Source organism: Achromobacter xylosoxidans A8, from assembly GCF_000165835.1.
Lineage (GTDB): Bacteria > Pseudomonadota > Gammaproteobacteria > Burkholderiales > Burkholderiaceae_B > Achromobacter > Achromobacter xylosoxidans_B.
Map to the genome: position 1 here is coordinate 5,491,883 of NC_014640.1, position 24,415 is coordinate 5,516,297.

General features: G+C 67.2%; 21 protein-coding genes and 1 pseudogene. 7 read left to right on the plus strand and 15 right to left on the minus strand.

What is annotated here, in order from left to right:
- The first annotated feature begins 43 nt into the window (after positions 1-43).
- Positions 44-1,204 carry a pyridoxal phosphate-dependent aminotransferase gene (locus AXYL_RS25355; RefSeq protein ID WP_013395733.1) on the plus strand — a complete coding sequence of 387 codons (1,161 nt, stop codon included), beginning with the start codon at positions 44-46 and terminating at the stop codon, positions 1,202-1,204.
- Positions 1,205-1,262: 58 nt separating this feature from the next.
- Here the strand turns inward: AXYL_RS25355 and AXYL_RS25360 are convergent, their stop codons facing one another.
- Positions 1,263-2,084 carry a lytic transglycosylase domain-containing protein gene (locus AXYL_RS25360; RefSeq protein WP_013395734.1) on the minus strand — a complete coding sequence of 274 codons (822 nt, stop codon included), beginning with the start codon at positions 2,082-2,084 and terminating at the stop codon, positions 1,263-1,265.
- 82 nt (positions 2,085-2,166) lie between these two features.
- On the opposite strand from AXYL_RS25360, the gene ubiD reads away from it, so the two are divergent.
- Positions 2,167-3,711 carry a 4-hydroxy-3-polyprenylbenzoate decarboxylase gene (ubiD, locus tag AXYL_RS25365; RefSeq protein ID WP_013395735.1) on the plus strand — a complete coding sequence of 515 codons (1,545 nt, stop codon included), beginning with the start codon at positions 2,167-2,169 and terminating at the stop codon, positions 3,709-3,711.
- Positions 3,712-3,754: 43 nt separating this feature from the next.
- Here the strand turns inward: ubiD and AXYL_RS25370 are convergent, their stop codons facing one another.
- The 10 genes and pseudogenes from AXYL_RS25370 to AXYL_RS25415 form a co-directional block, all read right to left on the minus strand.
- On the minus strand, positions 3,755-4,762 hold the full coding sequence (locus AXYL_RS25370) for a CAAX protease (RefSeq protein WP_237709937.1): 1,008 nt from the start codon (positions 4,760-4,762) through the stop codon (positions 3,755-3,757).
- Positions 4,763-4,984: 222 nt separating this feature from the next.
- Entirely contained in the window at positions 4,985-5,353 is a 369-nt protein-coding gene (locus tag AXYL_RS25375) for a hypothetical protein (protein ID WP_013395737.1), read from the minus strand.
- Positions 5,354-5,356: 3 nt separating this feature from the next.
- On the minus strand, positions 5,357-5,773 hold the full coding sequence (locus AXYL_RS25380) for a phage holin family protein (protein ID WP_013395738.1): 417 nt from the start codon (positions 5,771-5,773) through the stop codon (positions 5,357-5,359).
- A gap of 69 nt (positions 5,774-5,842) precedes the next feature.
- Positions 5,843-6,160: a DUF883 family protein gene (locus tag AXYL_RS25385; RefSeq protein ID WP_013395739.1), complete on the minus strand. Its 318-nt coding sequence runs from the start codon at positions 6,158-6,160 to the stop codon at positions 5,843-5,845.
- A gap of 83 nt (positions 6,161-6,243) precedes the next feature.
- Positions 6,244-6,969, minus strand: coding sequence for a hypothetical protein (locus AXYL_RS25390; protein WP_013395740.1), 726 nt, complete (start codon positions 6,967-6,969; stop codon positions 6,244-6,246).
- 126 nt (positions 6,970-7,095) lie between these two features.
- Positions 7,096-9,813, minus strand: a complete 2,718-nt coding sequence (locus tag AXYL_RS25395; RefSeq protein ID WP_148260632.1) for a nitrate reductase — start codon at positions 9,811-9,813, stop codon at positions 7,096-7,098.
- Positions 9,814-9,831: 18 nt separating this feature from the next.
- Positions 9,832-11,049: pseudogene (locus tag AXYL_RS25400) on the minus strand (NAD(P)/FAD-dependent oxidoreductase); the annotation flags it as partial.
- A gap of 8 nt (positions 11,050-11,057) precedes the next feature.
- Positions 11,058-11,933 carry an ABC transporter ATP-binding protein gene (locus AXYL_RS25405; protein WP_013395743.1) on the minus strand — a complete coding sequence of 292 codons (876 nt, stop codon included), beginning with the start codon at positions 11,931-11,933 and terminating at the stop codon, positions 11,058-11,060.
- Between the two features lie 4 nt (positions 11,934-11,937).
- A complete protein-coding gene (gene ntrB / locus AXYL_RS25410) occupies positions 11,938-12,768 on the minus strand; it encodes a nitrate ABC transporter permease (RefSeq protein WP_013395744.1) in 831 nt (276 codons plus the stop codon).
- A gap of 13 nt (positions 12,769-12,781) precedes the next feature.
- On the minus strand, positions 12,782-14,083 hold the full coding sequence (locus tag AXYL_RS25415; protein ID WP_013395745.1) for a CmpA/NrtA family ABC transporter substrate-binding protein: 1,302 nt from the start codon (positions 14,081-14,083) through the stop codon (positions 12,782-12,784).
- Between the two features lie 395 nt (positions 14,084-14,478).
- Between AXYL_RS25415 and AXYL_RS25420 the strand changes: the two genes are divergently transcribed.
- Positions 14,479-15,063 carry an ANTAR domain-containing response regulator gene (locus AXYL_RS25420; protein ID WP_013395746.1) on the plus strand — a complete coding sequence of 195 codons (585 nt, stop codon included), beginning with the start codon at positions 14,479-14,481 and terminating at the stop codon, positions 15,061-15,063.
- Between the two features lie 103 nt (positions 15,064-15,166).
- Positions 15,167-16,582 (plus strand): siroheme synthase CysG, encoded by a 1,416-nt coding sequence (cysG, locus tag AXYL_RS25425; protein ID WP_013395747.1) that lies wholly within the window; start codon positions 15,167-15,169, stop codon positions 16,580-16,582.
- Between the two features lie 90 nt (positions 16,583-16,672).
- Here cysG and upp read toward each other — a convergent pair whose 3' ends face one another.
- From upp to AXYL_RS25440, 3 genes are all read right to left on the minus strand, one after another.
- Positions 16,673-17,311, minus strand: a complete 639-nt coding sequence (gene upp / locus AXYL_RS25430; RefSeq protein ID WP_013395748.1) for a uracil phosphoribosyltransferase — start codon at positions 17,309-17,311, stop codon at positions 16,673-16,675.
- 76 nt (positions 17,312-17,387) lie between these two features.
- Positions 17,388-18,836, minus strand: coding sequence for a D-alanyl-D-alanine carboxypeptidase/D-alanyl-D-alanine-endopeptidase (dacB, locus tag AXYL_RS25435; RefSeq protein ID WP_041654257.1), 1,449 nt, complete (start codon positions 18,834-18,836; stop codon positions 17,388-17,390).
- A gap of 110 nt (positions 18,837-18,946) precedes the next feature.
- The gene (locus AXYL_RS25440) at positions 18,947-20,104 is read right to left on the minus strand and encodes an ABC transporter substrate-binding protein (protein ID WP_041654259.1); all 1,158 of its coding nucleotides are present in this window, start codon (positions 20,102-20,104) and stop codon (positions 18,947-18,949) included.
- 235 nt (positions 20,105-20,339) lie between these two features.
- Between AXYL_RS25440 and AXYL_RS25445 the strand changes: the two genes are divergently transcribed.
- From AXYL_RS25445 to tgt, 3 genes are all read left to right on the plus strand, one after another.
- On the plus strand, positions 20,340-21,155 hold the full coding sequence (locus AXYL_RS25445; RefSeq protein WP_013395751.1) for an IclR family transcriptional regulator: 816 nt from the start codon (positions 20,340-20,342) through the stop codon (positions 21,153-21,155).
- 136 nt (positions 21,156-21,291) lie between these two features.
- Positions 21,292-22,350, plus strand: coding sequence for a tRNA preQ1(34) S-adenosylmethionine ribosyltransferase-isomerase QueA (queA, locus tag AXYL_RS25450; protein ID WP_013395752.1), 1,059 nt, complete (start codon positions 21,292-21,294; stop codon positions 22,348-22,350).
- Positions 22,347-23,483: a tRNA guanosine(34) transglycosylase Tgt gene (tgt, locus tag AXYL_RS25455; protein ID WP_013395753.1), complete on the plus strand. Its 1,137-nt coding sequence runs from the start codon at positions 22,347-22,349 to the stop codon at positions 23,481-23,483. Before queA ends, tgt begins: the two co-directional genes overlap by 4 nt.
- A 13-nt stretch (positions 23,484-23,496) precedes the next feature.
- Here the strand turns inward: tgt and AXYL_RS25460 are convergent, their stop codons facing one another.
- The gene (locus AXYL_RS25460) at positions 23,497-24,237 is read right to left on the minus strand and encodes an IclR family transcriptional regulator (protein WP_041654261.1); all 741 of its coding nucleotides are present in this window, start codon (positions 24,235-24,237) and stop codon (positions 23,497-23,499) included.
- Positions 24,238-24,415: the final 178 nt, after the last annotated feature.

A 24,415-nucleotide genomic window follows, 5' to 3' on the forward strand; every position in this document is an offset into this window, starting at 1 on the left:
GACTACAATTCCTTTTTCACTACGAAACGCCTTCGAGAATCCGATGCCCCGCCTTGCCCATCGCACCAATGATTTCCTGACCTTCCAGGTAATGGAACTATTCAAGCAGGCGCAAGCGCTGCAGGCGGCGGGCAAGGACATTATCAGCCTGGGCATCGGCGAACCGGACTTTACCGCGCCCCCCCAGGTCGTGGAAGCGCTGGAGCGCGCGGCGCGCGCCGGCCTCAGCGGCTACAGCCCCTCGGCCGGCCTGACGCCGCTGCGCGAGGCCATCGCCCAGTTCTACCACGAGCAGTTCGGCGCCAAGATCAATCCGGCCCGCGTCATCGTCACCGCGGGCGCCTCCGGCGCCCTGACGCTGGCCTGCGCAGCGCTGGTCAACCAGGGCGGCGAAGTGCTGATGCCGGATCCGTCCTACCCCGCCAACAGTAATTTCGTGCTGGCGGTGGGGGGCGTGCCGCGCCTGATCCCCAGCACGGCGGCCAAGCGCTTCCAGCTGTCGGCGCAGGACGTGGCCAGCCACTGGACGCCCGCCACCCAGGGGGTGCTGGTCGCCTCGCCCAGCAACCCCACCGGCACGTCCATCGACCACGGCGAACTGGCCGAACTGCTGGCGCAGGTCCGCGCCCGCGACGGCTTCGCCATCGTCGATGAAATCTATCTGGGCCTGTCCTACGAAGGCCAACCACGCTCGGCCCTGACCCTGGACGACGACGTCATCGTCATCAACAGCTTCTCGAAGTACTTCCACATGACGGGCTGGCGCCTGGGCTGGATGATCGTGCCCGAGGACATGGTGGCGCCGGTGGAGAAAATCGCCGCCAGCCTGGCGATCTGCGCGCCCACGCTGGCGCAGCACGCTGCGCTGGCCTGCTTCTCGCCGGGCGCCATGAAGACCTTCGAGCACCGCCGCGAAGCCTTCAAGCAGCGCCGCGACTACCTGCTGCCGGAATTCGAGCGCCTGGGCATCCAGGTGCCGGTCAAGCCGGACGGCGCTTTCTATATCTATGCCGACATCGCCAACCTGGGCATGGACAGCGCCGCGTTCTCGCAGCGCCTGCTGCTGGAAGCCGGCGTGGCCGCCGTGCCGGGCCTGGACTTCGGGCCGGCCCATGGCGGCCACACCATGCGCTTTTCCTATGCCACCGGCCTGGACCGGCTGGAGGAGGCGGTCGCCCGCATCGGCCGCCTGCTGCAAGGCTGACCCCAAAAACAAAGCGCGTCCGCAGGGGACGCGCTTTGCAATCGGGCCGGGCCGGCTGTCAGTCGCGCGCCAGCGCGATGCCGGAGGCCAGCGCCAGGCGCCGGCGTTCCGCCTGCACCTTGGCGCCATAGCCGTTGTCGTCCGGTCCCGTGGAACCCACGTAACAGGCCAGGCCGCCATCCACCGAACCGCGGCGGTTGATGCAGTCGCGCAGGATGGTGGCGCCCACGCCGATATTGGCGGCGGGATCCAGCGCGGTCTTGCCGACCGCGTCGAATTTGTCCTGGTGCACGCTGGTCATCACCTGCATCAGCCCCTGGGCGCCCACATGGCTTTCGGCCAGGGGGTTATAGCGGGACTCGATGGCGATCACGGCCAGCACCAGCAGCGGGTCCAGCTGCTTTTCGCGGCTGACCTTGTACACGACGTTCAAGAGCGGGCCGGTGGCGTCATAGGCGACCTTGTACTTGCGCGAAATATAGTTGCGCAAGGCTTCCGCCTGAGGACCGGTGGCGGTCATCACGGCAGGCTTCTTGGGCGCCGGCGGGGCGACACGGGCTGGCCCCAGCATGCCGGTGGCATTGCTGGCGGGGGCAGTGGGAACGGCCATGGCAATTGCCGACGCACTGTCGGAACCCAGTTCGGAACCGGCTTCGGATTCGACGCCGGTTTGCATGGATGAAGGCGCTAGGGCGGTCAACAAGGCTTTGTGCACTTGCAATGCCTGGTCGCGCAAACCAGGCAGGGCGAATCCCATGCTTACCGTCACAATGACCGCAATGCCCAGATAAACGGAGCAGATGCGCAGGGACTCGGCAAGATATTGGTGCACTCCTTGGGCCAGGCTTCGGAACAGGCTGGCCACTGACGCATCGGGCATAAAACCTCCTGCGTTAAAAAAGAGGGAGTCAATGTTAACCTCTCTGTCTACCCAACATGTAACCAAATAGCTGGGATCTGTAGTGAAATACCGCGACCTTAGAGACTTCATCGCCCAACTTGAACGCATGGGCGAGCTCAGACGCATCGCTGCGCCGGTGTCCACCCGGCTGGAAATGACTGAAATATCGGACCGTGTCCTGCGCGCGGAAGGGCCCGCCCTGCTGTTTGAAAACGCGCAGCACAACGGGCAGCCCGCGCAGATGCCGGTGCTGACCAACCTGTTCGGCACCCCGGCCCGCGTGGCCCGCGGCATGGGCGCCGACGACGTCAGCGCCCTGCGCGACATCGGCGAACTGCTGGCATCGCTGCGCGAACCCGAAGCGCCCAAGGGCCTGCGCGACGCGCTGGCCAAGGTCTCGATGCTGAAGTCCGCGCTGTGGGACATGAGCCCCAAGAACGTCAAAAGCCCCGCCTGCCAGGAAATCGTCTGGGAAGGCAAGGACGTGGACCTGAACCGCCTGCCGATCCAGACCTGCTGGCCCGGCGACGTCGCGCCGCTCCTGACCTGGGGCCTGGTAATCACGCGCGGCCCCAACGCGCGCCGCCAGAACCTGGGCATCTACCGCCAGCAACTGCTGGGCCCCAACAAACTGATCATGCGCTGGCTGTCGCACCGCGGCGGCGCGCTGGACTTCCGCGACCACGCCCTGGCACATCCCGGCACGCCCTTCCCCATCGCCGTCGCCCTGGGCGCCGATCCGGCCACCACGCTGGGCGCGGTCACGCCCGTGCCCGACAGCCTGTCCGAATACCAGTTCGCGGGCCTGCTGCGCGGTTCCCGCACCGAGGTCGCCAAGGCCCTGGGCAGCGACCTGTCCGTGCCGGCCTGGGCGGAAATCGTGCTGGAAGGCCATCTGCTGCCGTCCTCCGACCCGCGCGCCATCGCGCCGGTCGTGCCCGAAGGCGTCAACCCGCCGCCGAACACCGATTACGAAATGGCGCTGGAAGGCCCCTATGGCGACCATACCGGCTACTACAACGAGCAGGACTGGTTCCCCGTCTTCACGGTGGAGCGGATCACGATGCGGCGCAATCCCATCTACCACTCCACCTACACCGGCAAACCGCCAGACGAGCCCGCGGTGCTGGGCGTGGCACTCAACGAGGTCTTCGTGCCGCTGCTGCGCCGCCAGTTGCCGGAAATCGTGGACTTCTACCTGCCGCCGGAAGGCTGCAGCTACCGCCTGGCGGTGGTCTCGATCCGCAAGCAATACGCCGGCCACGCCAAGCGCGTCATGTTCGGCCTGTGGAGCATCCTGCGCCAGTTCATGTACACCAAATTCATCGTGGTGGTGGACGAGGACATCAATCCGCGCGACTGGAAGGAAGTGGTGTGGGCGATGACCACCCGCATGGATCCGGTGCGCGACACCTTGCTGGTGGAGAACACCCCCATCGACTACCTGGACTTCGCCTCGCCGGTATCCGGCCTGGGCGGCAAGATGGGCATGGACGCCACCAACAAGTGGCCCGGCGAAACCAACCGCGAATGGGGCACGCCTATCGCCATGGATGCGGACGTCAAGAAGCGGGTGGATGAGATGTGGGGGCAGTTGGGCTTGTAGACTGCAGGCCGGCGCAACGTCCCTCCGATATGCAGCCCGGATTTCAGCGGGGCAGGATCAGAAAGCGTTGATCCTGCCCTGGCCCCAGCCTGGCGACCAAGGCGCTGTTCTCCTGCGCGCTACGCGCTACCAATCCAGTCAGCACGGCCAACGAATTGATCCGATGCGTCTGCGCCAAATGCTGAAAGCGTCTGATTTCAGCCGCCGAGCAGGCCCTTCGTGCGTCCCGCAGCAAGCCGTTGGCCTGCAACAACCGCAGGTTTTCCGGATGGACCAGCATCAGCAGGCTTTCCGCCTTTGCAGCCTTTTCCTGCAAGTGCTGCAAAGCGTCCGTTTCGGTCAGCACGCCATAGCGCTTCCAGGCCGGTTCATGGTGAAACAGGCGATTGCGGAAGTCGCGCAGCGTGGCGACCAGATCGTGCACGTGGGCCAGCATCGCGCCAGCCTGGCGCAACGGCCACTTTCCACGAAACACGGCAGACAAGTGCTTGGGCCAGATCAGCCCGCGCCCCATGAACTCCGCATCCAGCAGAAATTCCCAGGTCGAGAACTCCGTCTTGGCGATGATGCCGTGATGCTGCGGCGTTACGTTGCCGCGTGCTGCGTGGCGACGGCGCTGCTCGGCAACATAGTTGCGAGTCGCCTTGGCGAAGTTCTCTCGCACCGCTTGCACCGCATGCGGCGCATCCGCGCCGGATGCGAAGGAGCGATAACGTAGTTTTCCGCCCGCCCACCAGAACCGTCCCTGGTCAGCCACAAGCGCTTGATCGATGGCGTTGCGCAAGGTGACTTCCACCGCGCCCATCAACGGGTAGAGGGCGCCGCAGACGTGCGCATTCCATAGATACGCACCCATCAGTTCCACGTCGTTCGCCGGCTGGAACACACTTTGATAGCTGCTGATGCGCTCGTTCGTGATGAGCGCATCAATCAGCAGCGGACGGTACTGCAATGTATGGGGCATGTAGCCAAACCTGGAAGAAGGGTCAGGCCGTTGACGGCGGCCGACGGAAATACATACAATCTTCATAAGGTTGGTGATGGCTTCCAATGGGCGCAAGCCTACGACCCATCATGTAAGACCTGATACCCACCCCGGCCTGGAGCCGGGGCTTTTCTTTTCTGGCGCGGGGAACATCACGCCAATGCTATTTCTTCCCCGCTCCCCTAGGCCGAGCATCGGCGCAGTCCAGCAGAATGCGACGCTGAAGCCCCCCTTAAATGAAAAACCCGTCAACGTTCTGACGGGTTTTTCACAGGCAAAGCCGCAGCGTCAGCGTTGGCCAGTCGCCGCATCATCATCGCGCCGCGAGTTCTGCCAGGCCTTGAACAATTGCCAGCCGACAAAGGCGCCGCCGGCGATCTTCAAGAGCTTGGAGCGCTTGCCGCCGCGCATGATCATGGCGGACAACGATGAGCTGACGATGGGATAGCGCCGCGCCAGGCTGATGGCCTGCAAGGCCCAGCGCGATGCGCCGCCCGAGGCCAGGCCCGGCAGCAGTCCCTTGAGGAGCGCCGCAGGTTCCAGCTTGCGTCCGGTTGACGCGATGCTTTGCGCCAGCGATTCGCGTTCGATGGCGGCGCGGGCGCGCAGCAATTCGATGCGCACGGCGCGGTCGACCGTGGGAGACCTTTTCGTCATGCTTCAGCCCTCCTCGCGCCGGCGCGCCTGCGCTTCGTCGTCGTCCTGCGCGTCGCGCACCCGCTCCAGCAGTTCGGCGTCGCGCCCGAGTTCTTCGAGCGTGGCGGAGAACGGCGGCGCACCATAGACCAGCCCGTGGCGCACCGCCACCAGCAAGGCCACGCCGACCAGACCGTAGAAACCCGCCAGCAGGCCCAGGGCCAGATAGCGGTCTTCAGTGGGCCAGAACGCCACCGCGACCGTGACGGTGAAGACCAGCACCGCCAGCGTCAGGAACAGCAGCGCAGCAAACGCCATGCCCAAAAGCTTGAGCAGGCGCGCTTTTTCGTCCGCCGCTTCCAGCGCCAGCAATTCCAGGCGCGTGCGCAACAGCCCGACCACGCTGGAGGCAACGCCGAAAACAGATTTTCGTAGACCCATGGCTGAAAAGGACGCCGGGCGGGAAGCGCGGCCTTGCGCCCGCGCCGCCCGCCCGGATGTCCTGCCCTATCAGCGGCGGCTGATCAGCAAGCCGAGCAGCAGGCCGGTCACGCCTGCGATGCCGATGGCTTGCCAGGGATTGTCGTGCACGTAGTCATCGGTCGCGCGGGCAGCCTTGCGGCCGCGTTCCAGCACGGCGTCCTGTGCTTCGTACAGGGCTTCGCGCGTGCGCTTCAGGGACGTCAACGCGCGGTCGCGCAATTCGTTGGCCTTGTCGCCCGTGCTGCTGGCGGCTTCGCGCAGCAGGCTTTCGGCGTCATTCAGGCTGGACTTGACACTGTCGATGAGTTTTTCTTTTGCGACTTCTTCGGATTTTCTCGTGGCCATTATTTGAGCTCCTGTTGTGTGTCAATGACGGAACCATCATACCAGCCGCCATGCGGGACACACGGCGCGCTTGCTACGGGGTGCTACTTGATTTGCGTAATCTCAACGGCGGACTTGACGCCGCCCTGATCGATGTCCTGCTTCATCACCAGATTGATCGCCGGACAGTACCAGTCCGTCACGGTGGTGTTCATGCCCGGGATGGGAATGGTCAACCCCTGGAACGTGGCCATGGTCGGATCGGAGTTGCGGGTGTAGGTGATCGGATGGCAGGACTGCGAGCCCAGGGCCGTCTTCACCGACGTCTTCTGACCCACGGTTTTCTCGCCGATGCGCACGGTGGTGCTGGGCTGGCCGCCCACCGGCGCTTCCTTGCCGATCTTGAGGCGGAAGGACGAGCCGGGCAGCTTCTGGCCGGCGCTAAGCTGGCCGTCATAGGCGAAGAGACCCAGCATGCGCAGGTCGAACTGACCTTCGGAAGGCTTGGGCGCTTCGCCCGCGCTGGCATAGCGCAGAAAGGTGGCCTGGCCGCCCTTGACCGTCATCAGGTAGTCCAGCTTGGACTTGCCTGGCGGCAGGCCGGCATAACTGAACGTGGCCACGCCTTGCACGCGCGCGCGGCAGTTGTCGCCATTGCTTTTTGTAACTTCGGCGAAGGTCAGGTCGGCGCCCAGCGCCAGGTTGCCGGTGCCGGTCAGTTGCACCGCGCCGCCGTCATGCATGAACTGCGCATCGCACACGCCGGCCTGCGCCGCAGCGGCCGCGCCCAGCGCGCCCACCGTAAAAACCAGGGATGCCATTTTTCGCATCGTCACAAGCCACTCCATGAATCCGGAAAAAACCGCCCGCGCCTGGCGCAGGGTTGGCTTGATACTACACCGGTTGCAAAGCCCGGCGCGTGTCGGAACGTGTCGGCGCGGCCGCGCCAGCGGCGGCTACGCAGGGGTGTCAGCAAGCGCGGCGCGGCTGATCAGCGCCTGGATCTCCGGCACGCAGGAACCGCAGCCGGTGCCGCAGCCCAGGGTGGATTTCAAGGCCGCCAGATCGCAGCCTTGAGCGATGCCGGCCAGGATCGCGGCCTCGCTCACGCCGTTGCAGACGCAGACCGCGCGCGAGCGGACGGCCCCCGCGATCCGCCCCGTCAGCAGCGCCGCCACGCTGGCCGGCGCATCGCCGCCGCCGGCCCAGGACAGCAGCGCATCCTGCGCCCGCAGGTCGCCGGCCAGCAGGAAGCCATACAAGGCGCCATGCGCCACCCTGACCCTGCGCATCTGGCCGCGCGCGGGGTCGTCGAAAGCCACATCGGGCTCGAGCAGGCCCAGCGCATCCGCCATCGCTGCCAGCTCCTGCGCCGGCGGCGCGGCGCAGGCCGCCAGGCGCATGCGCACGCCGCCCGCGCCCACCGGCAGGACCACCGCGTAGTCGAAGCGCCGCAGCCACGGCGCCAGCCGCGCGCGCAGCGTGGCGCCGTCGCCCTGCAGCCAGCCGGCCGCCTGCCACGCCAGGCCGGCCGGTTCCGCGGACACGGCGCAGTGCTTGAGTTCGGGCTGGCGCGAAATGGGATCGGCGGCCGGATTGGTCAGCGCATTCACCCCCAGCCCGGCCATATAGGCGCTGCCCCAATGCATGGGCAGGAACACCTGCCCAGGCGCCAGCGCATCATCCGCCTGCACGGGTAGCACCACACTACCCCGGCGCGAGGCCAGCCTGGCCAGCGCGCCGGGCGCCAGCGCCAACCGGCGCATATCCTCGGGATGCATGGACACCCAGGGTTCCTCGACATGCTGCGTCAGCGCGCGGGCCAGGGACGTGCGCGCCATGGTGTGCCAGTGGTCGCGCAGGCGGCCGGTAGTAAGCCGCAGCGGATACTGCGGCGTAATGGCTTCGGCGACCGGCCGGTACTCCACGTCGCAGAACCGCGCACGTCCGCTGGCGGTGGGAAACACTCCATTGGCATACAGGCGCGCCGTGCCTTGCCCTTGCCGGTAGGGCCATTGCTGCGGCCCGTGCGCGTGCAGTGTCGCGTAATCCAGCGCGCTGTAGTCCAAGTCCCGGCCCGCCGTCGTACGGGCATGCTCGGCAAAGACTTCGCTTTCATCCCGGTAGGCGAACAGCGCCGCCTTGTGCGGGGCCATGCGGGCAGCCAGGCGCAGCGCGACCGCCTGCGCCAAGCGCCAGTCCGGCTGCGCATCGCCTGGCGGATCGATCGCCGCGCGCACGCGGCTGATGCGCCGTTCCGAATTGGTGACCGTGCCAGATTTCTCGGGCCAGGTCGCAGCCGGCAGCACCAGGTCGGCGTAAGCCAGCGTTTCGGTGCCTGCGTACGCCTCCTGCACGATGACGAACTCGGCGCGCTCCAGCGCCGCGCGAACCCGGGCCTGATCCGGCAAGGACTGCGCCGGGTTGGTGGCCGCGATCCACAGCACCTTGATGCGCCCTTCCAGCACCGCGTCGAACATCTCCAGCGCGGTGGCGCCCGGCGCCTGCGGCAAGGCGTCCACGCCCCACAACGCCGCGGTTTCCGCGCGATCCGAGGACGATGCGGGATCGCGGTGGCCCGGCAGCAGCGTGGCCATGCCGCCGGCCTCCCGGCCGCCCATCGCATTGGGTTGCCCCGTCAGCGAGAATGGCCCCGCGCCCGGCTTGCCGATCTGCCCGGTCGCCAGATGCAGGTGTATCAGCGCGGCGTTCTTGTCGGTGCCGCTGGCCGACTGGTTCAAGCCCATGGTGTAGAGCGACAGCGCCGCGCCCGCCGCGCCGAACCAGCGCGCCGCCTGGATGATGTCCGCTGCCGGCACGCCGCAGATCGCCTGCGCCGCTTGCGGCGTGTACTGCCGCACATGCTGCATCAGCGCCTCGAAGCCCTCGGTATGGCGCTGGATGTAGCCGTAGTCCAGCAAACCCTCCTGCTCCATGACATTGAGCATGGCGTGGAACAGGGCCACGTCGGTGCCTGGCGCCAACTGCAGGTGGAGGTCGGCGAACGCCGCGGTATCGGTGCGCCGCGGGTCCGCGACGATCACCTTCATGCCCGGGCGCAGCGCCCGCGCGGCCTCCAGCCGCCGGAACAGCACGGGATGCGCATACGCCATGTTGGAGCCGGCGATCAGCACCGTGTCCGCCAGGTCCAGGTCTTCGTAGCAGGCGGGCGGCGCGTCCGCGCCCAGGGTGCGCTTGTAGCCCGACACCGCGCTGGACATGCACAGGCGCGAATTGGTGTCGATGTTGTTGGTGCCGGCCAGCGCGCGCGCCAGCTTGTTGAAAACGGCGTAGTCCTCGGTCAGCAACTGCCCCGACAAATAGAAGCCCACGGCGTCCGGCCCATGCCGCGCAATCGTGTCGGCCAGCTTGGCCGCCGCGATATCCAGCGCCTGCTCCAGCGCGATGCTGCGCATGGCCTGGCCGCGCGTCTCGCGCCATTGCGCCGACAGCACCCGCGCGCCGTCGCGCCGCACCGTGTCCGCCAACGCCAGGCCTTTGCTGCACAGCCTGCCGCGGTTGGCGGGATGCTGCTCGTCGCCGCGCACGCGCAGCACGGCGCCATCGCGCGTCTCTACCCGCACGCCGCAGCCGGTGCCGCAATAGCAGCATACCGACGCCACTTCGCGCACGCCTTGCGGCGCCGCGTCCACGATATCGATCCGGCGAGCCATGGGCGCATCCATTTCCTATTCCCCCGCCGCGCCTTCGCCCTGCATGAGCCGTTCGCGCAGCGCGCCGATGCGCCGGCCCTCGCGGATCAGCCGCACATACCAGGCGCTGTCCGCCGTGTCGCCATACAGGCAGGCGCCCACCAGCTTGTCGTCGCGGATCACCAGTTTCTTGTAGACGCCGCCCGGGGTATCGGCCAGCGTGATCGCTTCGGTCTGCTCGCCTCCCGCGAAATCGCCGGCGGAAAACAGGTCGATGCCGGTGACCTTGAGACGGGTCGAAGTCACGCTGCCTTGGTAGCGCCCGATGCCATGCAGCGCCAGGTGATTGGCCGCCACTTTCGCCTGTTCGTACAGGGGCGCGACCAGCCCGTAGGCGGTGCCGCGATGGCTCACGCATTCGCCCACGGCGTAGATGCGCGGGTCATAGGTCTGCAAGGTATCGCTGACCACCACGCCACGATTCACATGCAGGCCGCAACGCTCGGCCAGTTCGGTGTTGGGCCTGACGCCCACAGCCATCACCACCAGGTCCGCCCGAATCTCTTCGCCGTCCGCGAAGCGCAGCGCGCGCACTCGTCCGTCGGTCCCGCCCAGGATCTCGCGGGTCTGGCGTCCCAGCAGGAACTTCAGGCCACGCGCCTCCAGGCCACGGCGCAGCATGGTTGCGGCGCCTTCGTCCAGCTGCCGGTCCAGCAGCGATTCCCCCAGATGCACCACGGACACGTCCATGCCGCGCGCGGCCAGGCCGTTGGCAGCCTCCAGGCCCAGCAGGCCGCCGCCTATCACCACTGCGTGCCGGTAGCGCGATGACGCCTCTATCATCCGGTTCACGTCGCCGATATCGCGAAAGGCGATGACGCCGTCCAGGTCGCTACCGGGCACCGGCAGAATGAACGGATTCGAGCCCGTGGCCAGCAGCAGCCGGTCATAGGGCGCCTCGGTGCCATCATCGGCCAGCACCACCCGGCGCGCGCGATTCACGGCGACCACCTTGCGCTCGAGCAGCAGACGAATGCCGTGACAGGCGTACCAGTCCTCGTCATTAAGCACGATGTCCCGCAAGCTCTGCTCGCCCGTCAGCACCGGCGACAGCAGGATGCGGTTGTAGTTGGGATACGGCTCAGCGCCGAACACCGTGATCTCGTACAGATCGGGCGCCAGCTTCAGCAGTTCTTCCAGCGTGCGCATGCCCGCCATGCCGTTGCCGACCACCACCAGCTTCTGCTTCGCATCCATGGCTGCCTCTAGGCGGCTGCGCGCGATGCGCCGGCCTCGGCCAGTGGCTGCGGGTCCACCGTCAGGGCCGCATTGGCCTGGTGCGCCGCCTGCGAACGCTCCGGGTTGCCATGGCGACGATGCAGAAAATCCACCACCGCGGCGCGGCACGCCAGATAGTCCGCGTCATTGGCCAGCCGTACGCGGTCGCGCGGCCGGGACAAGGGCACCGGCAGGATCTCGCCGATGGTCGCAGCCGGGCCATTGGTCAGCATCACGATGCGGTCGGATAGCAGCACGGCTTCATCCACGTCGTGCGTGACCATGACAGTGGTGGTGCGCGTCTTGGCGACGATCTTCAGCAACTCGTCTTGCAGGTGCGCGCGAGTCAGCGCATCGAGCGCGCCGAAGGGCTCGTCCATCAGCAGCACGCCCGGCTCGATCGCCAGCGCTCGCGCAATGCCCACGCGCTGCTTCATGCCACCGGATATTTCGCGCGGCAGCTTATTCTGCGCCGGCAACAGGCCCACCAGTTCCAGCGCGGCGCGTGTGCGCTCGTTCAGCTGCGCGCGCTTTTCCGTCGCGCCGAACACCCGTTCCACCGCCAAGTACACGTTCTGGAAGCAGCTCAGCCACGGCAGCAGCGAATGGTTCTGGAACACCACGGCGCGGTCCGGGCCGGGGCCGGTGATCTCGCGCTCAGCGCACAGCAGCACGCCGCTGGTGGGGCGGGTCAGGCCGGCGATGAGATTGAGCAAGGTCGACTTGCCGCAGCCGGAATGGCCGATCAAGGTGATGAACTCGCCCTGTTCCACGGTCAGGTCGATATCGCGCAACGCCACGAATGCGCCCTTGCGGGTGCTGAACGTCTGACCCACGCGCTCGATGCGTACGTATTTCTTCATGGCGCTATTCCTCGGTATAGGTGAAACGGCGGGCCAGGGCGACCAGCAGGGTTTCCAGTAGCAGCCCCACGATGCCGATCACGAAAATCGCGATGACGATGTGCTCCACTTTCAGGTTGTTCCATTCGTCCCAGAGCCAGAAGCCAATGCCGGTGCCGCCGGTCAGCATTTCCGCCGCCACGATCACCAGCCAGGCGGTGCCGATGGACAGCCGCACGCCGGTCAGCACGTAGGGCAGCACGGCGGGCAGCAGCACCTTGGTGGTTACTTTCCATTCGGACAGGTTCAGCACCCGCGCCACGTTCAGGTAGTCCTGCGGCACGCGCGACACGCCGACCGCGGTGTTGATGATCATGGGCCAGATCGAACAGATGAAAATGGCCCAGATGGCGGCCGGGTTGGCCGCCTTGAACAGCAACAGCCCCAGCGGCAGCCACGCCAGCGGCGACACCGGCCGCAGCAGGCTGACGATGGGCGAGAACATGGCCCGCACCGCCGCATAGCGGCCGATGGCGAAACCCGCCGGAATCCCGATCAGCGCGGCCAGGCCGAAGCCGATCGCCACGCGTTCCAGCGATGCCAGCAGGTTCCAGCCTATGCCTTTGTCATTCGGGCCGTTGTCGTAGAACGGATCGGAAAAGAGTTCGACGGCCGCGCGCCAGGTGACGCCGGGCGTGGGAATTTCCGGTATCCGCAGCGCCACCACCTGCCACACCAGCACAAACAATGCGAAGCCCGCCACGGGCCCTACCACGGCCCGCAGCGCGAGCTCCAGGCGTTCACGCCAAAGGGCAATGAATTCATCGCCGCGGCTCATCGTCGTTACGCTAGACATTGCATGCTCCCTTTCAGACCTTGACCTTGAATCCGTCGGCGTAGGCCGCGGGGTTGCTGCCGTCCCAGACCACGCCATCGATGAGTTTCGAGCTGCGCATCTCGCTGGCCGGCAGCGGCGCGCCGGCGGCCTGCGCCGCCTGCTTGTAGAGGTCGATACGGTTGACCTGTTTCGCCACCGTCAGGTAATCGGGATGATCTTTGAGCAGCCCCCAACGCTTGTGCTGGGTGAGGAACCACATGCCATCGCTCAGGTACGGGAAGTTGGCGGAACCATCGGCGTAAAAGCGCATGGCATGCTCGTCGGTCCAGCGCTTGCCCAGCCCGTCCTCGTAGCGGCCCAGCATGCGGTCGACGATGCCGCTGGCATCCGTGTTGACGTAGGATTTGGCCGCGATGGTCTCGGCGGCTTTCTGGCGGTTGGCGGGCGAGGCGTCGATCCATTTACCGGCCTCGAGTATCGCGGCCGTGACCGCGCGCGCGGTGTTCGGATGGCGCGACACGAAGTCCGCGCTCGTGCCCAGCACCTTCTCGGGGTGATCGGTCCAGATGCCCTGCGAGGTCACGGCCGTGTAGCCGATCTTGTCCAGGATGGCGCGCGCGCCCCAGGGCTCGCCCACGCAATAGCCATCCATGTTGCCCACGCGCATGTTGGCCACCATCTGCGGCGGCGGCACGGTGATGACCTTGGCGTCCTTCATGGGATGGATGCCATAGGAAGCCAGCCAGTAATACAGCCACATCGCGTGCGTGCCGGTGGGAAAGGTCTGCGCAAAGGTGTATTCGCGCTTGTCGGACGCCATCAATTTGGCCAGCGATTCGCCGTCGCGCACGCCCGCCTCCAGCAGCTTGTTCGACAGCGTGATGGCCTGGCCGTTCTGGTTCAGGCTCATCAGCACGGCCATGTCCTTCTTCGGCCCGCCTATGCCCATATGCACGCCGTAGACCATGCCGTACAGCACGTGCACCATGTCCAGTTCGCCGTTCATGAGCTTGTCGCGCACGGCGGCCCAGGAGGCTTCCTTGGAAGGCGTGATCGTCACGCCGTGCTTCTTGTCCAGGCCCAGCACCGAAGCCATCACGACCGAAGCGCAATCGGTCAGCGGAATGAAGCCGATCTTGACCTCGGTCTTCTCCGGCGCGTCGGTGCCGGCGGCCCAGGCGCCGGCGCGCACCAGCGGGTCGACCAGCGACAGCAGGCTGGCGCCGGCCACCGCGCGCGCCGTGCCGCAGAGCCATTTGCGGCGTCCGGCGTTGGCGCTGAGGTCCCCGCCGGCGGCGGCGTCGGTGGAGGGGCTACGGGTCGATGGCGTCATGCATGGCTCCTGGCAAAAAAAACGTCCCGCGCGCCATGGATTCCTATCCGGTGGCGCTGCGGAACGTCGTTGTCCCTGACCGCTGATCGCGGCGCGTTGCGTCGGGCCACCTTCATTGGCAGCCCGATTCCACTGAAGCAAATGCTGTGCCAGAAAGAAAAAACCATGGCCCGATGGGCCGCCAGGCCGCGCCTGCGCTGGCGCGGCCTGGCGTTGCGCCGCGGCGTCAGGGATGGCGGAAAACAGGGCGTGAACCAACTTGGTGCGCAGCCGGTTGCGGCAGCGCACCATCCGCGTGCGGTCCGCGCTCCGCCGCTGTGCGCGCCCCAGCGGCCTGCGCCGCAAAACGCGGTGGCATGGAACTTGCATGACTGGACGCATCAGAGGGGAATCACATGCTCAAGGTCATGCTGCTCAACGATGGCGAAGGACACGCGGCGTCGCTGCGGCAGACGCTCGCCGCGGCAGGCGTGCGCGTCGTGGCCGAAATGGCGCCGGACATGGATCTGGCCGCCGCCATTGCGCAGGCGGCGCCCGACGTGGTGCTGATCGACAGCGACGCGCCCGGCCGGGACACGCTGGAGAACGTTTGCGTGGCCAGCGAACACAGCGATCGCCCGGTCGTGATGTTCACCGACAACGGCAATCGCGAAACCATACGCAGCGCCTTGCGCGCCGGCGTCGCGGCCTACGTGGTGGGCGACGTGCCAGCCGGCCGCATCGAGCCGCTCTTGACGGTGGCGATCGAACGCTTCGCCATGGAGAAGTCGCGGCGCGAGGAGCTGCGCGAAGCGCAATTGCGCCTGGCCGACCGCCAATGGGTGGAAAAGGCCAAGGGCATCCTGATGAAGGCGCGTTCGATTTCCGAGGACGAGGCCCACGGCCTGCTGCGCCAACGCGCCATGCAAAGCCAGAAACGGCTGGGCGAGGTCGCCCGGGAAGTCGTGGAGATGAGCGCCTGGCTGGGCAAATCCACTTAATAAGCTTTGGTTATATGGAACAAAGAAATCAAAAGTTGTGGGGATGAAGCCCCCTTCCTATGATCCAACGACACTATGCCGGGTACGCCCGAGGCGGGCATTCATGAAGCTTTTCCCGATTTTTGCCGATCTGAAAGACAGGCTGGTCCTGGTGGTAGGCGGCGGCGCCGTCGCCGAACGCAAGACGCTCGCGCTGCTGGAAGCCTCGGCCGACGTGCTGCTGGGCGCGCCGGAACTGACGCCCGCCCTGGCCGCCCTGGCCGCTGAAGGCCGCATTCGCCATCTGTCCGGCCGTTTCAATCCCGCCTGGCTCGACGAGGTCTGGTTGGTGGTCGCCGCCACCGATGACCGCGACACCAACGCCGCCGTGTCCGAGGCCGCCGTCGCCCGGCGCATCTTCAGCAACGTGGTGGACGATCCTGAGCTGTCGTCCTTCCAGGTGCCGTCCATCGTCGACCGCTCACCCGTGATCGTCGCGATTTCCTCGTCTGGCGTGGCGCCGGTGCTGGCGCGTCGCATCCGGGAACGCATCGAATCGCTGTTCGACCATACTCTGGGCCAGTTGGCCGGGCTGGCCGCCAGCTACCGCAAGCGCATCCGCGCCAGCCATCCCGACCTGGGCGCGCGCCGCCGCTTCTACGACTGGCTGCTGGACGGCCCGGTGGCCGGCTTCCTGCGCCAGCAACAGCCGGCCCAGGCCGAGGCCGCGCTGGCGGCGGCATTGGCGGCGCCGCGTGCGCCCGACGCCGGCAGCGTGGTACTGGTGGGCGCTGGACCCGGCGACCCCGGCCTGTTGACGCTGAAAGCGCTGCGCGCGCTGAATGAAGCCGACGTCATCCTGCACGACCGCCTGGTCAGCAGCGAGGTCATGTCGCTGGCGCGCCGCGACGCCGAACGCGTATCGGTCGGCAAGCTGCCCGGCGAGGACCACAACGCCACTCAGGCGCGCATCCACAGGCTGATGGTCGAACATGCGCGCGCCGGCCGTCGCGTGGTGCGGCTCAAGGGCGGCGACGCCTTCATTTTCGGCCGGGGCGGAGAAGAGCTGGAGTACCTGCGCGCGCATGGCGTGCGCTATGAAGTAGTGCCCGGCATCACCGCCGCGCTGGCCTGTGCGGCCTACGCCGGCATCCCGTTGACGCATCGGGAACACGCCCAGTCCGTCCGCCTGATCACCGCGCACTGCCGCGAAGACGAAGACAACCTGGACTGGCCCGCGCTGGCCCGTGAAAAACAGACCCTGGCTTTCTACATGGGCGTCGGGCAACTGGATCTGCTGACCGGCCGCCTGCTGGCCCATGGCCGCGCGCCAGACACGCCCTTCGCCCTGATCGAAAACGGCAGCCGGCCCGAGCAGCGCGTGCTGTCCGGCACGCTGGAGCAACTGCCGGTCCTGGCGGCCGAGCACGCCATCCGCTCCCCCGCGCTCTTGATCGTGGGAGAGGTGGCGGGATTGGCGCCGCAACTGCAGTGGTTCGGCCAGCACATCGAGGGGCGGGTCGAGTGCATGGCGGCCTGACGCAGTGAGCACAGGCCGACCTCGCCAGGCCAAATGAAAAACGCCAGCCGCTTCCGGCTGGCGTTTTGGCTCATTGCCGTGCCCCGACCGCTATTCCGTCTTTTGGGTGGTGCCGAAGATACGGTCGCCGGCATCGCCCAGGCCAGGCATGATGTAGCCGTGCTCGTTCAGGCCGTCGTCGATGGACGCGGTGTAGATGTGCACGTCGGGGTGCTTGGCCAGCACCGCGTCGATGCCGACCGGCGCCGCGACCAGCACCAGGGCGCGGATTTCCTTGCAGCCGGCGCGCTTGAGCAGGTCGATCGCGGCGACCATGGAGCCGCCCGTGGCCAACATCGGATCGACGATCAGGGCCAGGCGCTGGTCCAGTTCGCCCACCAGGCGTTCCAGGTAGGTATGCGCTTCCAGCGTTTCTTCGTTGCGGGCCACGCCCACCACGCTGACCTTGGCGCCCGGAATCAGGCTGAGCACGCCGTCCAGCATGCCAATGCCGGCGCGCAGGATGGGCACCACGGTGACCTTCTTGCCGGCGATCTTCTCGACCTGCACCGAACCACACCAGCCCTCGACGGTGGCGGGCGCCAGCGGCAGGTCCTTGGACGCTTCGTAAGTGAGCAGCGCGCCCACTTCCTGCGACAGCTCACGGAAGCTCTTGGTGCTGAGGTCGGCGCGGCGCATGATCCCGAGCTTGTGGCGGATCAGCGGATGGCGGATTTCGTGCACGGGCATGTGCGTAACTCTCCAGAATATTGATAGACAGGGTTTTCGCCTCAGGCGGAACCATGACGGCGCGGCGCAGGCATGCTTATTGTTCGGTAAGCCAGGCGATCAGGGCGTCGTCGAAGGCGCGCACGGCGCCCGCCTGTTCGTGGTTGACGATGCTGACCACCACGTAGCGCTTGCCGCTGGCGCCCAGCACATAGCCCGCGATGGAGCGCACGTCGCGCAGCGAGCCGGTCTTCAGGTGGGCCATGCCCGCCGTGCCATCGCCCTTCAGGCGGCGGCGCACCGTGCCGTCCACGCCGGCGATCGCGAAAGAGGAGATGTACTCCGGCATGACGGGCGAGTTCCAGGCCACGGTCAGCATCGACGCCAGGCTGTCGGCCGACACCCGCGCATCGCGCGACAGGCCGGCGCCGTTGTCGATGACCAGTTCGGGCATGTCCAGGCCCTGCCTGGCCAGCAGTTCCTTGGCCACGGTTTCGCTGCTGGAGACGGTGGCAGGCCGCCGGCCGCGCTCGGCGCCCAGGGTCAGCAGCAAGGTGCGCGCCATGACGTTGTTGCTGCGCTTGTTGATCTGGCGGATCGCCTCGGCCAGCGTGGGCGAATCATGCGAGGCCAGCACCACCGCGTCGGGCGGCACCATGCCGGAACGGACCTGGCCCTTGAAGGTGCCTCCCAGCTCCTTCCAGAGCATGCGGAACACCTCGGTGGCGTAGTCGGGCTGCGACAGCGCCAGGCGGTACAGGCTGAATTCGCCGCAGGAGCCGGCCACCTTGCCGTTCACGCGGATGGTCACGCCCTGCTGGGTGATCAACGGTTCGGTGGTCACCACCGGCGCGCCCGGGCAACGGGCGTCGCTCCATTCGACGCGGCCCTCGATCTTCAGGCCCGGCAGCGGCGGATCGATCAGCGGCACCCATTTGTTGGCGGCGGGGTCCGGCGTGAACAGCAGCCGCAGCGCGCCAAAGCCCACCATCAAGGCGTCCGGGCTGGCGTTATAGGCCCGGTCCGGAGCGCCGTCGAAGGCGCCGGGGTCGGTCGCGACCTGGCCGAAGATGCTGCGGTCGATGACCAGGTCATTGATCTGCTTGACGCCGCGCAGGCGCAATTCGCGCAGCAGCACCCACAGGTCCTGCAACAGGAATTGCGGATCGCCCCCTGCCCGCAGGTACAGCGGGCCGCTCAGCACGCCCTTGGCGTCGGGCCGCGCGCCGGGCGCCGTCATGAACTCGGTGCGCCAGACGTAGTTGGGCCCCAGTTCGGACAGCGCGGCCCAGGTCGTGACCAGCTTCATCACCGAGGCGGGATTGCGCGACTCCTTGGCGTTCAACGCCACCAGCCGCGGCCCGCCCACCTCCTGCACCACCAGGGACAGGGAGCTGTCAGGCAGCTTGCTGGCCTTCCAGGCGTTCACCACGTTGGGCGGCAAGCCGGGAACCTGCGCCCCGGCCACCCCCGCCACCGCGGCCAGCAGCCCGCCGGCCAGCCATCGCTTCAGCCCGCCCATACGCATATTCGCTCGTCCCGTCATGCCACGCCCACCCGGTTGCTCGTCCTGCAAAACCGAGAGCATACAAAACCTGGAAGGATTGCGGCGTGGTGGGCCTTCCTCCCGCCACGCCCGAAGGAGCGAAATGCTCCCTACTTCTGCAGCCGCCACTTGCCGGAAGCGACGGTCGCCATCACCAGCGCCCGCTCATCCAGCCCGTTGTGGTCGGTGGGACTCATATTGACCACGCCGGTCGCGGTGGGCAGGTTCTTGACGTTTTCCAGCGCATCGCGCAGCGCCGCCCGGAACTCGGGCGTGCCGGGCTTGGCGGTCTTCAGCGCCACCGGGACGGCCTGCTGCAGCAGCAGGCCGACGTCCCAGGTATAGGCGGCGAACAGGGACACCGTGCCCGCGCCGTTGGCCGCCTCGTACTTCTTGGCGAAGGCCTGGGCGGTGGACTTGACGGGGTTGGTATCCGGCAGCAGGTCGGCCACCATCACCGGCCCCACCGGCACCCAGGCGCCCTCACAGGCATCGCCACAGACCCGCAGGAAGTCGTTGTTGGCCACGCCGTGGTTGAAATAGATCTTGCCCTTGTAGCCGCGCTCGCGCAGCGCCCGGGCCGGCATGGCGGCAGGCGTGCCCGAGGCGCCGACCACCACGGCGTCAGGCGCCGCGCCGATCACCTTCAGCGTCTGGGCCACGGCGGAAGTATCCGTGGGCGCAAAGGCTTCCTTGCCCACCACCTCGATACCGTGCTTTTTGGCCGCCTTCTCGATTTCCACCCAGAAGGTCTCGCCCAACGCGTTGTTGAAGCCGATGAAGGCCAGCTTCTTCACGCCGTTGGCCGCGGCGTGCCGCGCAATGCCTTCTGCCATCAGCGAATCGGAGTGCGGGGTCTTGAACACCCAGCGGCGCTTGTCGTCCACCGGCTCGATCAGCCGCGCCGACGAGGCCAGCGTGATCACGGGCGTGGTTCCGCTGGCCACGGTGTCCAGCATGGCCATGGTGTTGGGCGTGGTGGAAGAGCCGACGATCAGATCAACCTTGTTCTCCGAGATCAGCTTATGGGAATTGCTGACCGCACGGGTGGTGTCGGACGCGTCGTCCAGCACCACGTACTCGACCTTGACGCCGCCGATCTCGGTGGGCAGCAGGCTGATGGTGTTGCGTTCGGGGATGCCCAGCGAAGCCTGGGGACCGGTGGTGGACAGGGTGGCGCCGATTTTCACCTGGGCCAGCGCGGGCGCGGCGCCCGCGGCCAGCAGGGCGGCCAGCGTGGCGGCCATGAGGGTACGACTAGGGGTCATGCGGAGTCTCCTTGGATACGCGGATGTCTTATGCTTGGCGCCGATCCGCTACGGCGTGGAACTCTGGTTATACGGCGGGGAACCCGGCGGGCGGGTACCTCGGGGGCCCGCTGCGGGTTTGTCCGCAGAGGCTCGCGGCGCGGTGCGGCTGCGTCATTGCTGGTCTCCACGTTGCCAGTGACTGGCTGGCGCTGTATTTTTTAGTGATACACGTATTCTAATAAGAGACAAATTCATGTCAACAGATAGCAGCACGGGGATCCAATCAGCCGAAATCGCCCTGGACGTGCTGACCCGGCTGGCCGAATTGGGCGGCGCCCTGTCCGTGTCCGAACTGGGCCGCAGCCTGGACATGCCGCGTGCCAAGGTGCACCGCTACCTGGTGTCGCTGGAGCGGCGCGGTTATGTAGAGCAGGACGCGGCCAGCGCCCGCTATCGGCTAGGCCCGCAGGCCCTGCACACCGGGCTGGCGGCGCTGGCCGAGGTGGATTTCGTGAAGCTGGCCGCTGGCAGCCTGGACGGCCTGAGCGCCGCCATCGGCCAGACCGTATTCATTTCCGTCTGGGGCCAGCACGGCCCCACCATCGTGCAATGGCGCGACGCGCGGCTGCCGGTGACCGTCAACGTGCGGGTGGGCTCGGTGCTGCCGCTGCTCAACAGCGCCACCGGCCGGGTCTTCGCCGCCTGGCTGCCCGAATCCCTGGCCCTGCCGCGGGCGCTGGCCGAGTGGGATGCGCTGCGCGCCCATGACCCCGATGCCGCCCGGGTGCTGGACGCAACCGAACCGCCCGCCGATCCCGCCGCCGCGCTGCGCCGGCAATGGCAGGCGACGCGCCAGCGCGGCTACGCCAGCGTCAGCGGTCACTTGCTGCATGGCATCGCCTCGGCCGCGGTGCCGGTGCTGGACGCGCAAGGCCATCTGGCCGGCGCCTTCACCAGCCTGGGGCTGCACGGCAGCTTCGACCTGTCGCCGGACGGCGAACCCGTGCGGGCGCTGAGCGCGGCCGCGGCGGATTGTTCGCGCCGGCTGGGATGGAGCCCATCGCGCTGAACCGCGGGCGTGGCGGCCTTCCGTCCCCCGGCCGGGCGCCTCGATTTTGCGGCCGCTTTACAATACAGGGTTGCCCCGGGCCTGCCCGGCTCGTTTTCGCCCCTCTTTTTGCCGCCCTTGCCGGACGGATAGCCGCGTGACCCAGTCCCTCACCGTTGCCGATTTCAACTACGAACTGCCGCCCGAGCTCATCGCCCAGGCGCCCGCCGCCGAACGCACTGGCAGCCGCCTGCTGCACCTGGACGGCGCTGGCCAGCTGCATGACCGGCAGTTCGCCGACCTGGCCGCGCTGCTGCGTCCGCAAGACCTGCTGATCTTCAATGACACCCGCGTCATCAAGGCGCGGCTGAACGGCCACAAGATCACCGGCGGCAAGATCGAGGTGCTGGTCGAGCGTATCACCGAGCCCGACCGGGTCCTGGCCCACGTGCGCGCCAGCAAGTCGCCCGGCCCGGGCATGGTGCTGCGCCTGGCCGACGCCTTCGACGCCACCGTGCTGGGCCGCGAAGGCGAACTCTTCGACATCCGCTTCCCCGGCCCCGTGCTGGACTTGCTGGATGCCCACGGCGCGACGCCGCTGCCGCCCTACATCACGCACGAAGCCGATACCGGCGACGACGAGCGCTACCAAACGGTCTATGCCCGCGAGCCCGGCGCCGTGGCGGCCCCCACTGCCGGCCTGCATTTCGACCAGCCCACGCTGGACCGCCTGGCCGCGATGGGCGTCGAGCGCGCCTTCGTCACGCTGCACGTGGGCGCGGGCACCTTCCAGCCGGTGCGCGTGGACAATCTGGCCGACCACGTCATGCACGCCGAATGGTTCACCGTGCCGCAAGCCACGGTCGACGCGATCGCCGCCGCCCGCAGCCGCGGCGGCCGGGTCATCGCCGTCGGCACCACCAGCGTGCGCGCCCTGGAATCCGCGGCCGCCCAGACCGAAGGGCGCACCGCCCCCGGCCTGCCGCTGGCCGCCGCCCAGGGCGACACCCGTCTCTTCATCACCCCCGGTTACCGCTACCGCGTCATCGACGCCCTGGTCACCAACTTCCACCTGCCCCAGTCGACCCTGCTGATGCTGGTGTCGGCGCTGGCCGGCGTAGAACCGATACGCCGCGCCTACGCCCACGCCGTCGCCGAGCGCTACCGCTTCTTCAGCTATGGCGACGCCATGTTTATCGAGTCCCCCGCCCCATGACCGGACTGAATTTCGAACTGCTCGCCACCGACGGCGGCGCCCGCCGCGGCCGCATCACGCTGAACCACGGCGTGGTCGAGACGCCCATCTTCATGCCAGTCGGCACCTATGGCAGCGTCAAGGCCATGATGCCGCACGAACTGAAGGAAATCGGCTCGCAGATCGTGCTGGGCAACACCTTCCACCTGTGGCTGCGCCCGGGCACGGAAATCATGGAAAAGCACGGCGGCCTGCATGGCTTCATGCAGTGGGACAAGCCCATCCTGACGGATTCCGGCGGCTTCCAGGTGTTCAGCCTGCAAGGCATGCGCAAGATCACCGAGGAAGGCGTGAAGTTCGCCTCGCCGATCGACGGCGCGCGGCTGTTCCTGACGCCGGAAGAATCCATGCGCATCCAGCGCTCGCTGAATTCCGACATCGTCATGGTGTTCGACGAATGCACGCCCTATGAAATCGACGGCCGGCCCGCCACCGTCGAAGAAGCCGCCCGCTCCATGCGCATGTCGCTGCGCTGGGCGCGCCGCTCGCGCGAGGAATTCGACCGCCTGCAGAACCCCAACGCCCTGTTCGGCATCGTCCAGGGCGGCATGTACGAAGCCCTGCGCGATGAATCCCTGGCCGGGCTGCAAGAGATCGGCTTCCACGGCTACGCCATCGGCGGCTTGTCGGTCGGCGAGCCCAAGGAAGACATGATGCGCATCCTGGCGCACGTCACGCCCAAGCTGCCGGCCCAGGCGCCGCGCTACCTGATGGGCGTGGGCACGCCGGAAGACCTGGTCGAGGGCGTGAGCCGCGGCGTGGACATGTTCGACTGCGTCATGCCCACCCGCAACGCCCGCAACGGCTGGCTGTTCACGCGTTTCGGCGACGTCAAGATCCGCAATGCCAAATACCGCGACGACACCCGCCCGCTGGATCCCAGCTGCGGCTGCCATACCTGCGCGAACTTCTCGAGGGCCTACCTGCACCACCTGCAGCGCGCCAACGAAATCACCGGCGCGCGCCTGAACACCCTGCACAACCTGCATTTCTATCTGACCATCATGAAGGAAATGCGCGAAGCCATCGCCGAGGGCCGCTTCGACGCCTGGCGCGCGCAGTTCGCGGCAGACCGGGAGCGCGGCATCGAGTAGAGCGCGGCGCGGGCTAGCGGCGGGGGCCGATCTGGAAGCGGCGAAGCTCCTCGTCGATGGCCTGCGCCAATTCCGCGCCGCGACTGCGCGGCATGCGGTTCGCCGGCGCAACTATCCCTAGCGCCGCGGTGCCGCTGGCGCCGACGGCGAATGCCACGCCCACTCCCCCCACGCCTTGGCCGCTCACCTGGGTATAGCCTTGCGTGCGCGCCTGCCGAACCCAGCGCAGCAATTTCGACAGCGACAGGTCTTTCGCCAGGTATTGCCGCCGGTGGCGTTCGAAATGCGCTCCGATCCTGTCGTCGTCCCATTGCGCCAGCAACGCAAAGCTGGGAATACCCAACCCCAGCAGACGCGCTCCTCCCACGTAATCGGCGTAGGACCGGATGGGGCGCGAACCTTCCTCCAGATGCAGGCAGTGGCTGTAGTCGCCACTACGGACCACCAGGAAAGTGTGCTCATCCGAACGGCGCGCCAGCGCCTTCATGACGGGAACACAGATCTGCGTCAGCGGCGCCTGCGCCAACGCCACCAGGCCCATCCCCATCGACTCCAATCCCAGGCAATAGGCGCCGCTGACCGCGTCGCGCCTTGCATAGCCAGCGGATACGAGCACCGACAACATGCGATATGCGGTCGTCCGGTCGAGCCCCGAATGCGCCACCAGGTCGCGCAGCGCCATGCCGCCCGCCTGTTCGACGCTCAGTAGCCGCAGCAGGTCCAACGCCCGGCCGATGCTCTGTGCTCCGCGCACGGGCCGCGACGCCGAAACGGGGGAACAGGATCGTGTGGCAGTTGCGCGCGGCATGGTCGGCATTCCAGGGGTCTAGTCCAGATGGGTCGATCATAGCGAGATTGTCAGCGAGGCGGATTGTGCACATTGTGCACACACGGACAGATAGTCGTTGCCGCGTCTGCGCAGCTGGCCTGGA

What these genes read in the sequence shown, in the direction of transcription:
- AXYL_RS25355 (WP_013395733.1), top strand. Translation starts at nt 44, where the DNA reads ATGCCCCGCCTTGCCCATCGCACCAATGATTTCCTGACCTTCCAGGTA.
- AXYL_RS25360 (WP_013395734.1), bottom strand. Translation starts at nt 2,084, where the DNA reads ATGCCCGATGCGTCAGTGGCCAGCCTGTTCCGAAGCCTGGCCCAAGGA.
- AXYL_RS25375 (WP_013395737.1), bottom strand. Translation starts at nt 5,353, where the DNA reads ATGACGAAAAGGTCTCCCACGGTCGACCGCGCCGTGCGCATCGAATTG.
- AXYL_RS25380 (WP_013395738.1), bottom strand. Translation starts at nt 5,773, where the DNA reads ATGGGTCTACGAAAATCTGTTTTCGGCGTTGCCTCCAGCGTGGTCGGG.
- AXYL_RS25385 (WP_013395739.1), bottom strand. Translation starts at nt 6,160, where the DNA reads ATGGCCACGAGAAAATCCGAAGAAGTCGCAAAAGAAAAACTCATCGAC.
- AXYL_RS25390 (WP_013395740.1), bottom strand. Translation starts at nt 6,969, where the DNA reads ATGCGAAAAATGGCATCCCTGGTTTTTACGGTGGGCGCGCTGGGCGCG.
- AXYL_RS25395 (WP_148260632.1), bottom strand. Translation starts at nt 9,813, where the DNA reads ATGGCTCGCCGGATCGATATCGTGGACGCGGCGCCGCAAGGCGTGCGC.
- AXYL_RS25405 (WP_013395743.1), bottom strand. Translation starts at nt 11,933, where the DNA reads ATGAAGAAATACGTACGCATCGAGCGCGTGGGTCAGACGTTCAGCACC.
- ntrB (WP_013395744.1), bottom strand. Translation starts at nt 12,768, where the DNA reads ATGTCTAGCGTAACGACGATGAGCCGCGGCGATGAATTCATTGCCCTT.
- AXYL_RS25415 (WP_013395745.1), bottom strand. Translation starts at nt 14,083, where the DNA reads ATGACGCCATCGACCCGTAGCCCCTCCACCGACGCCGCCGCCGGCGGG.
- AXYL_RS25420 (WP_013395746.1), top strand. Translation starts at nt 14,479, where the DNA reads ATGCTCAAGGTCATGCTGCTCAACGATGGCGAAGGACACGCGGCGTCG.
- cysG (WP_013395747.1), top strand. Translation starts at nt 15,167, where the DNA reads ATGAAGCTTTTCCCGATTTTTGCCGATCTGAAAGACAGGCTGGTCCTG.
- upp (WP_013395748.1), bottom strand. Translation starts at nt 17,311, where the DNA reads ATGCCCGTGCACGAAATCCGCCATCCGCTGATCCGCCACAAGCTCGGG.
- dacB (WP_041654257.1), bottom strand. Translation starts at nt 18,836, where the DNA reads ATGACGGGACGAGCGAATATGCGTATGGGCGGGCTGAAGCGATGGCTG.
- AXYL_RS25440 (WP_041654259.1), bottom strand. Translation starts at nt 20,104, where the DNA reads ATGACCCCTAGTCGTACCCTCATGGCCGCCACGCTGGCCGCCCTGCTG.
- AXYL_RS25445 (WP_013395751.1), top strand. Translation starts at nt 20,340, where the DNA reads ATGTCAACAGATAGCAGCACGGGGATCCAATCAGCCGAAATCGCCCTG.
- tgt (WP_013395753.1), top strand. Translation starts at nt 22,347, where the DNA reads ATGACCGGACTGAATTTCGAACTGCTCGCCACCGACGGCGGCGCCCGC.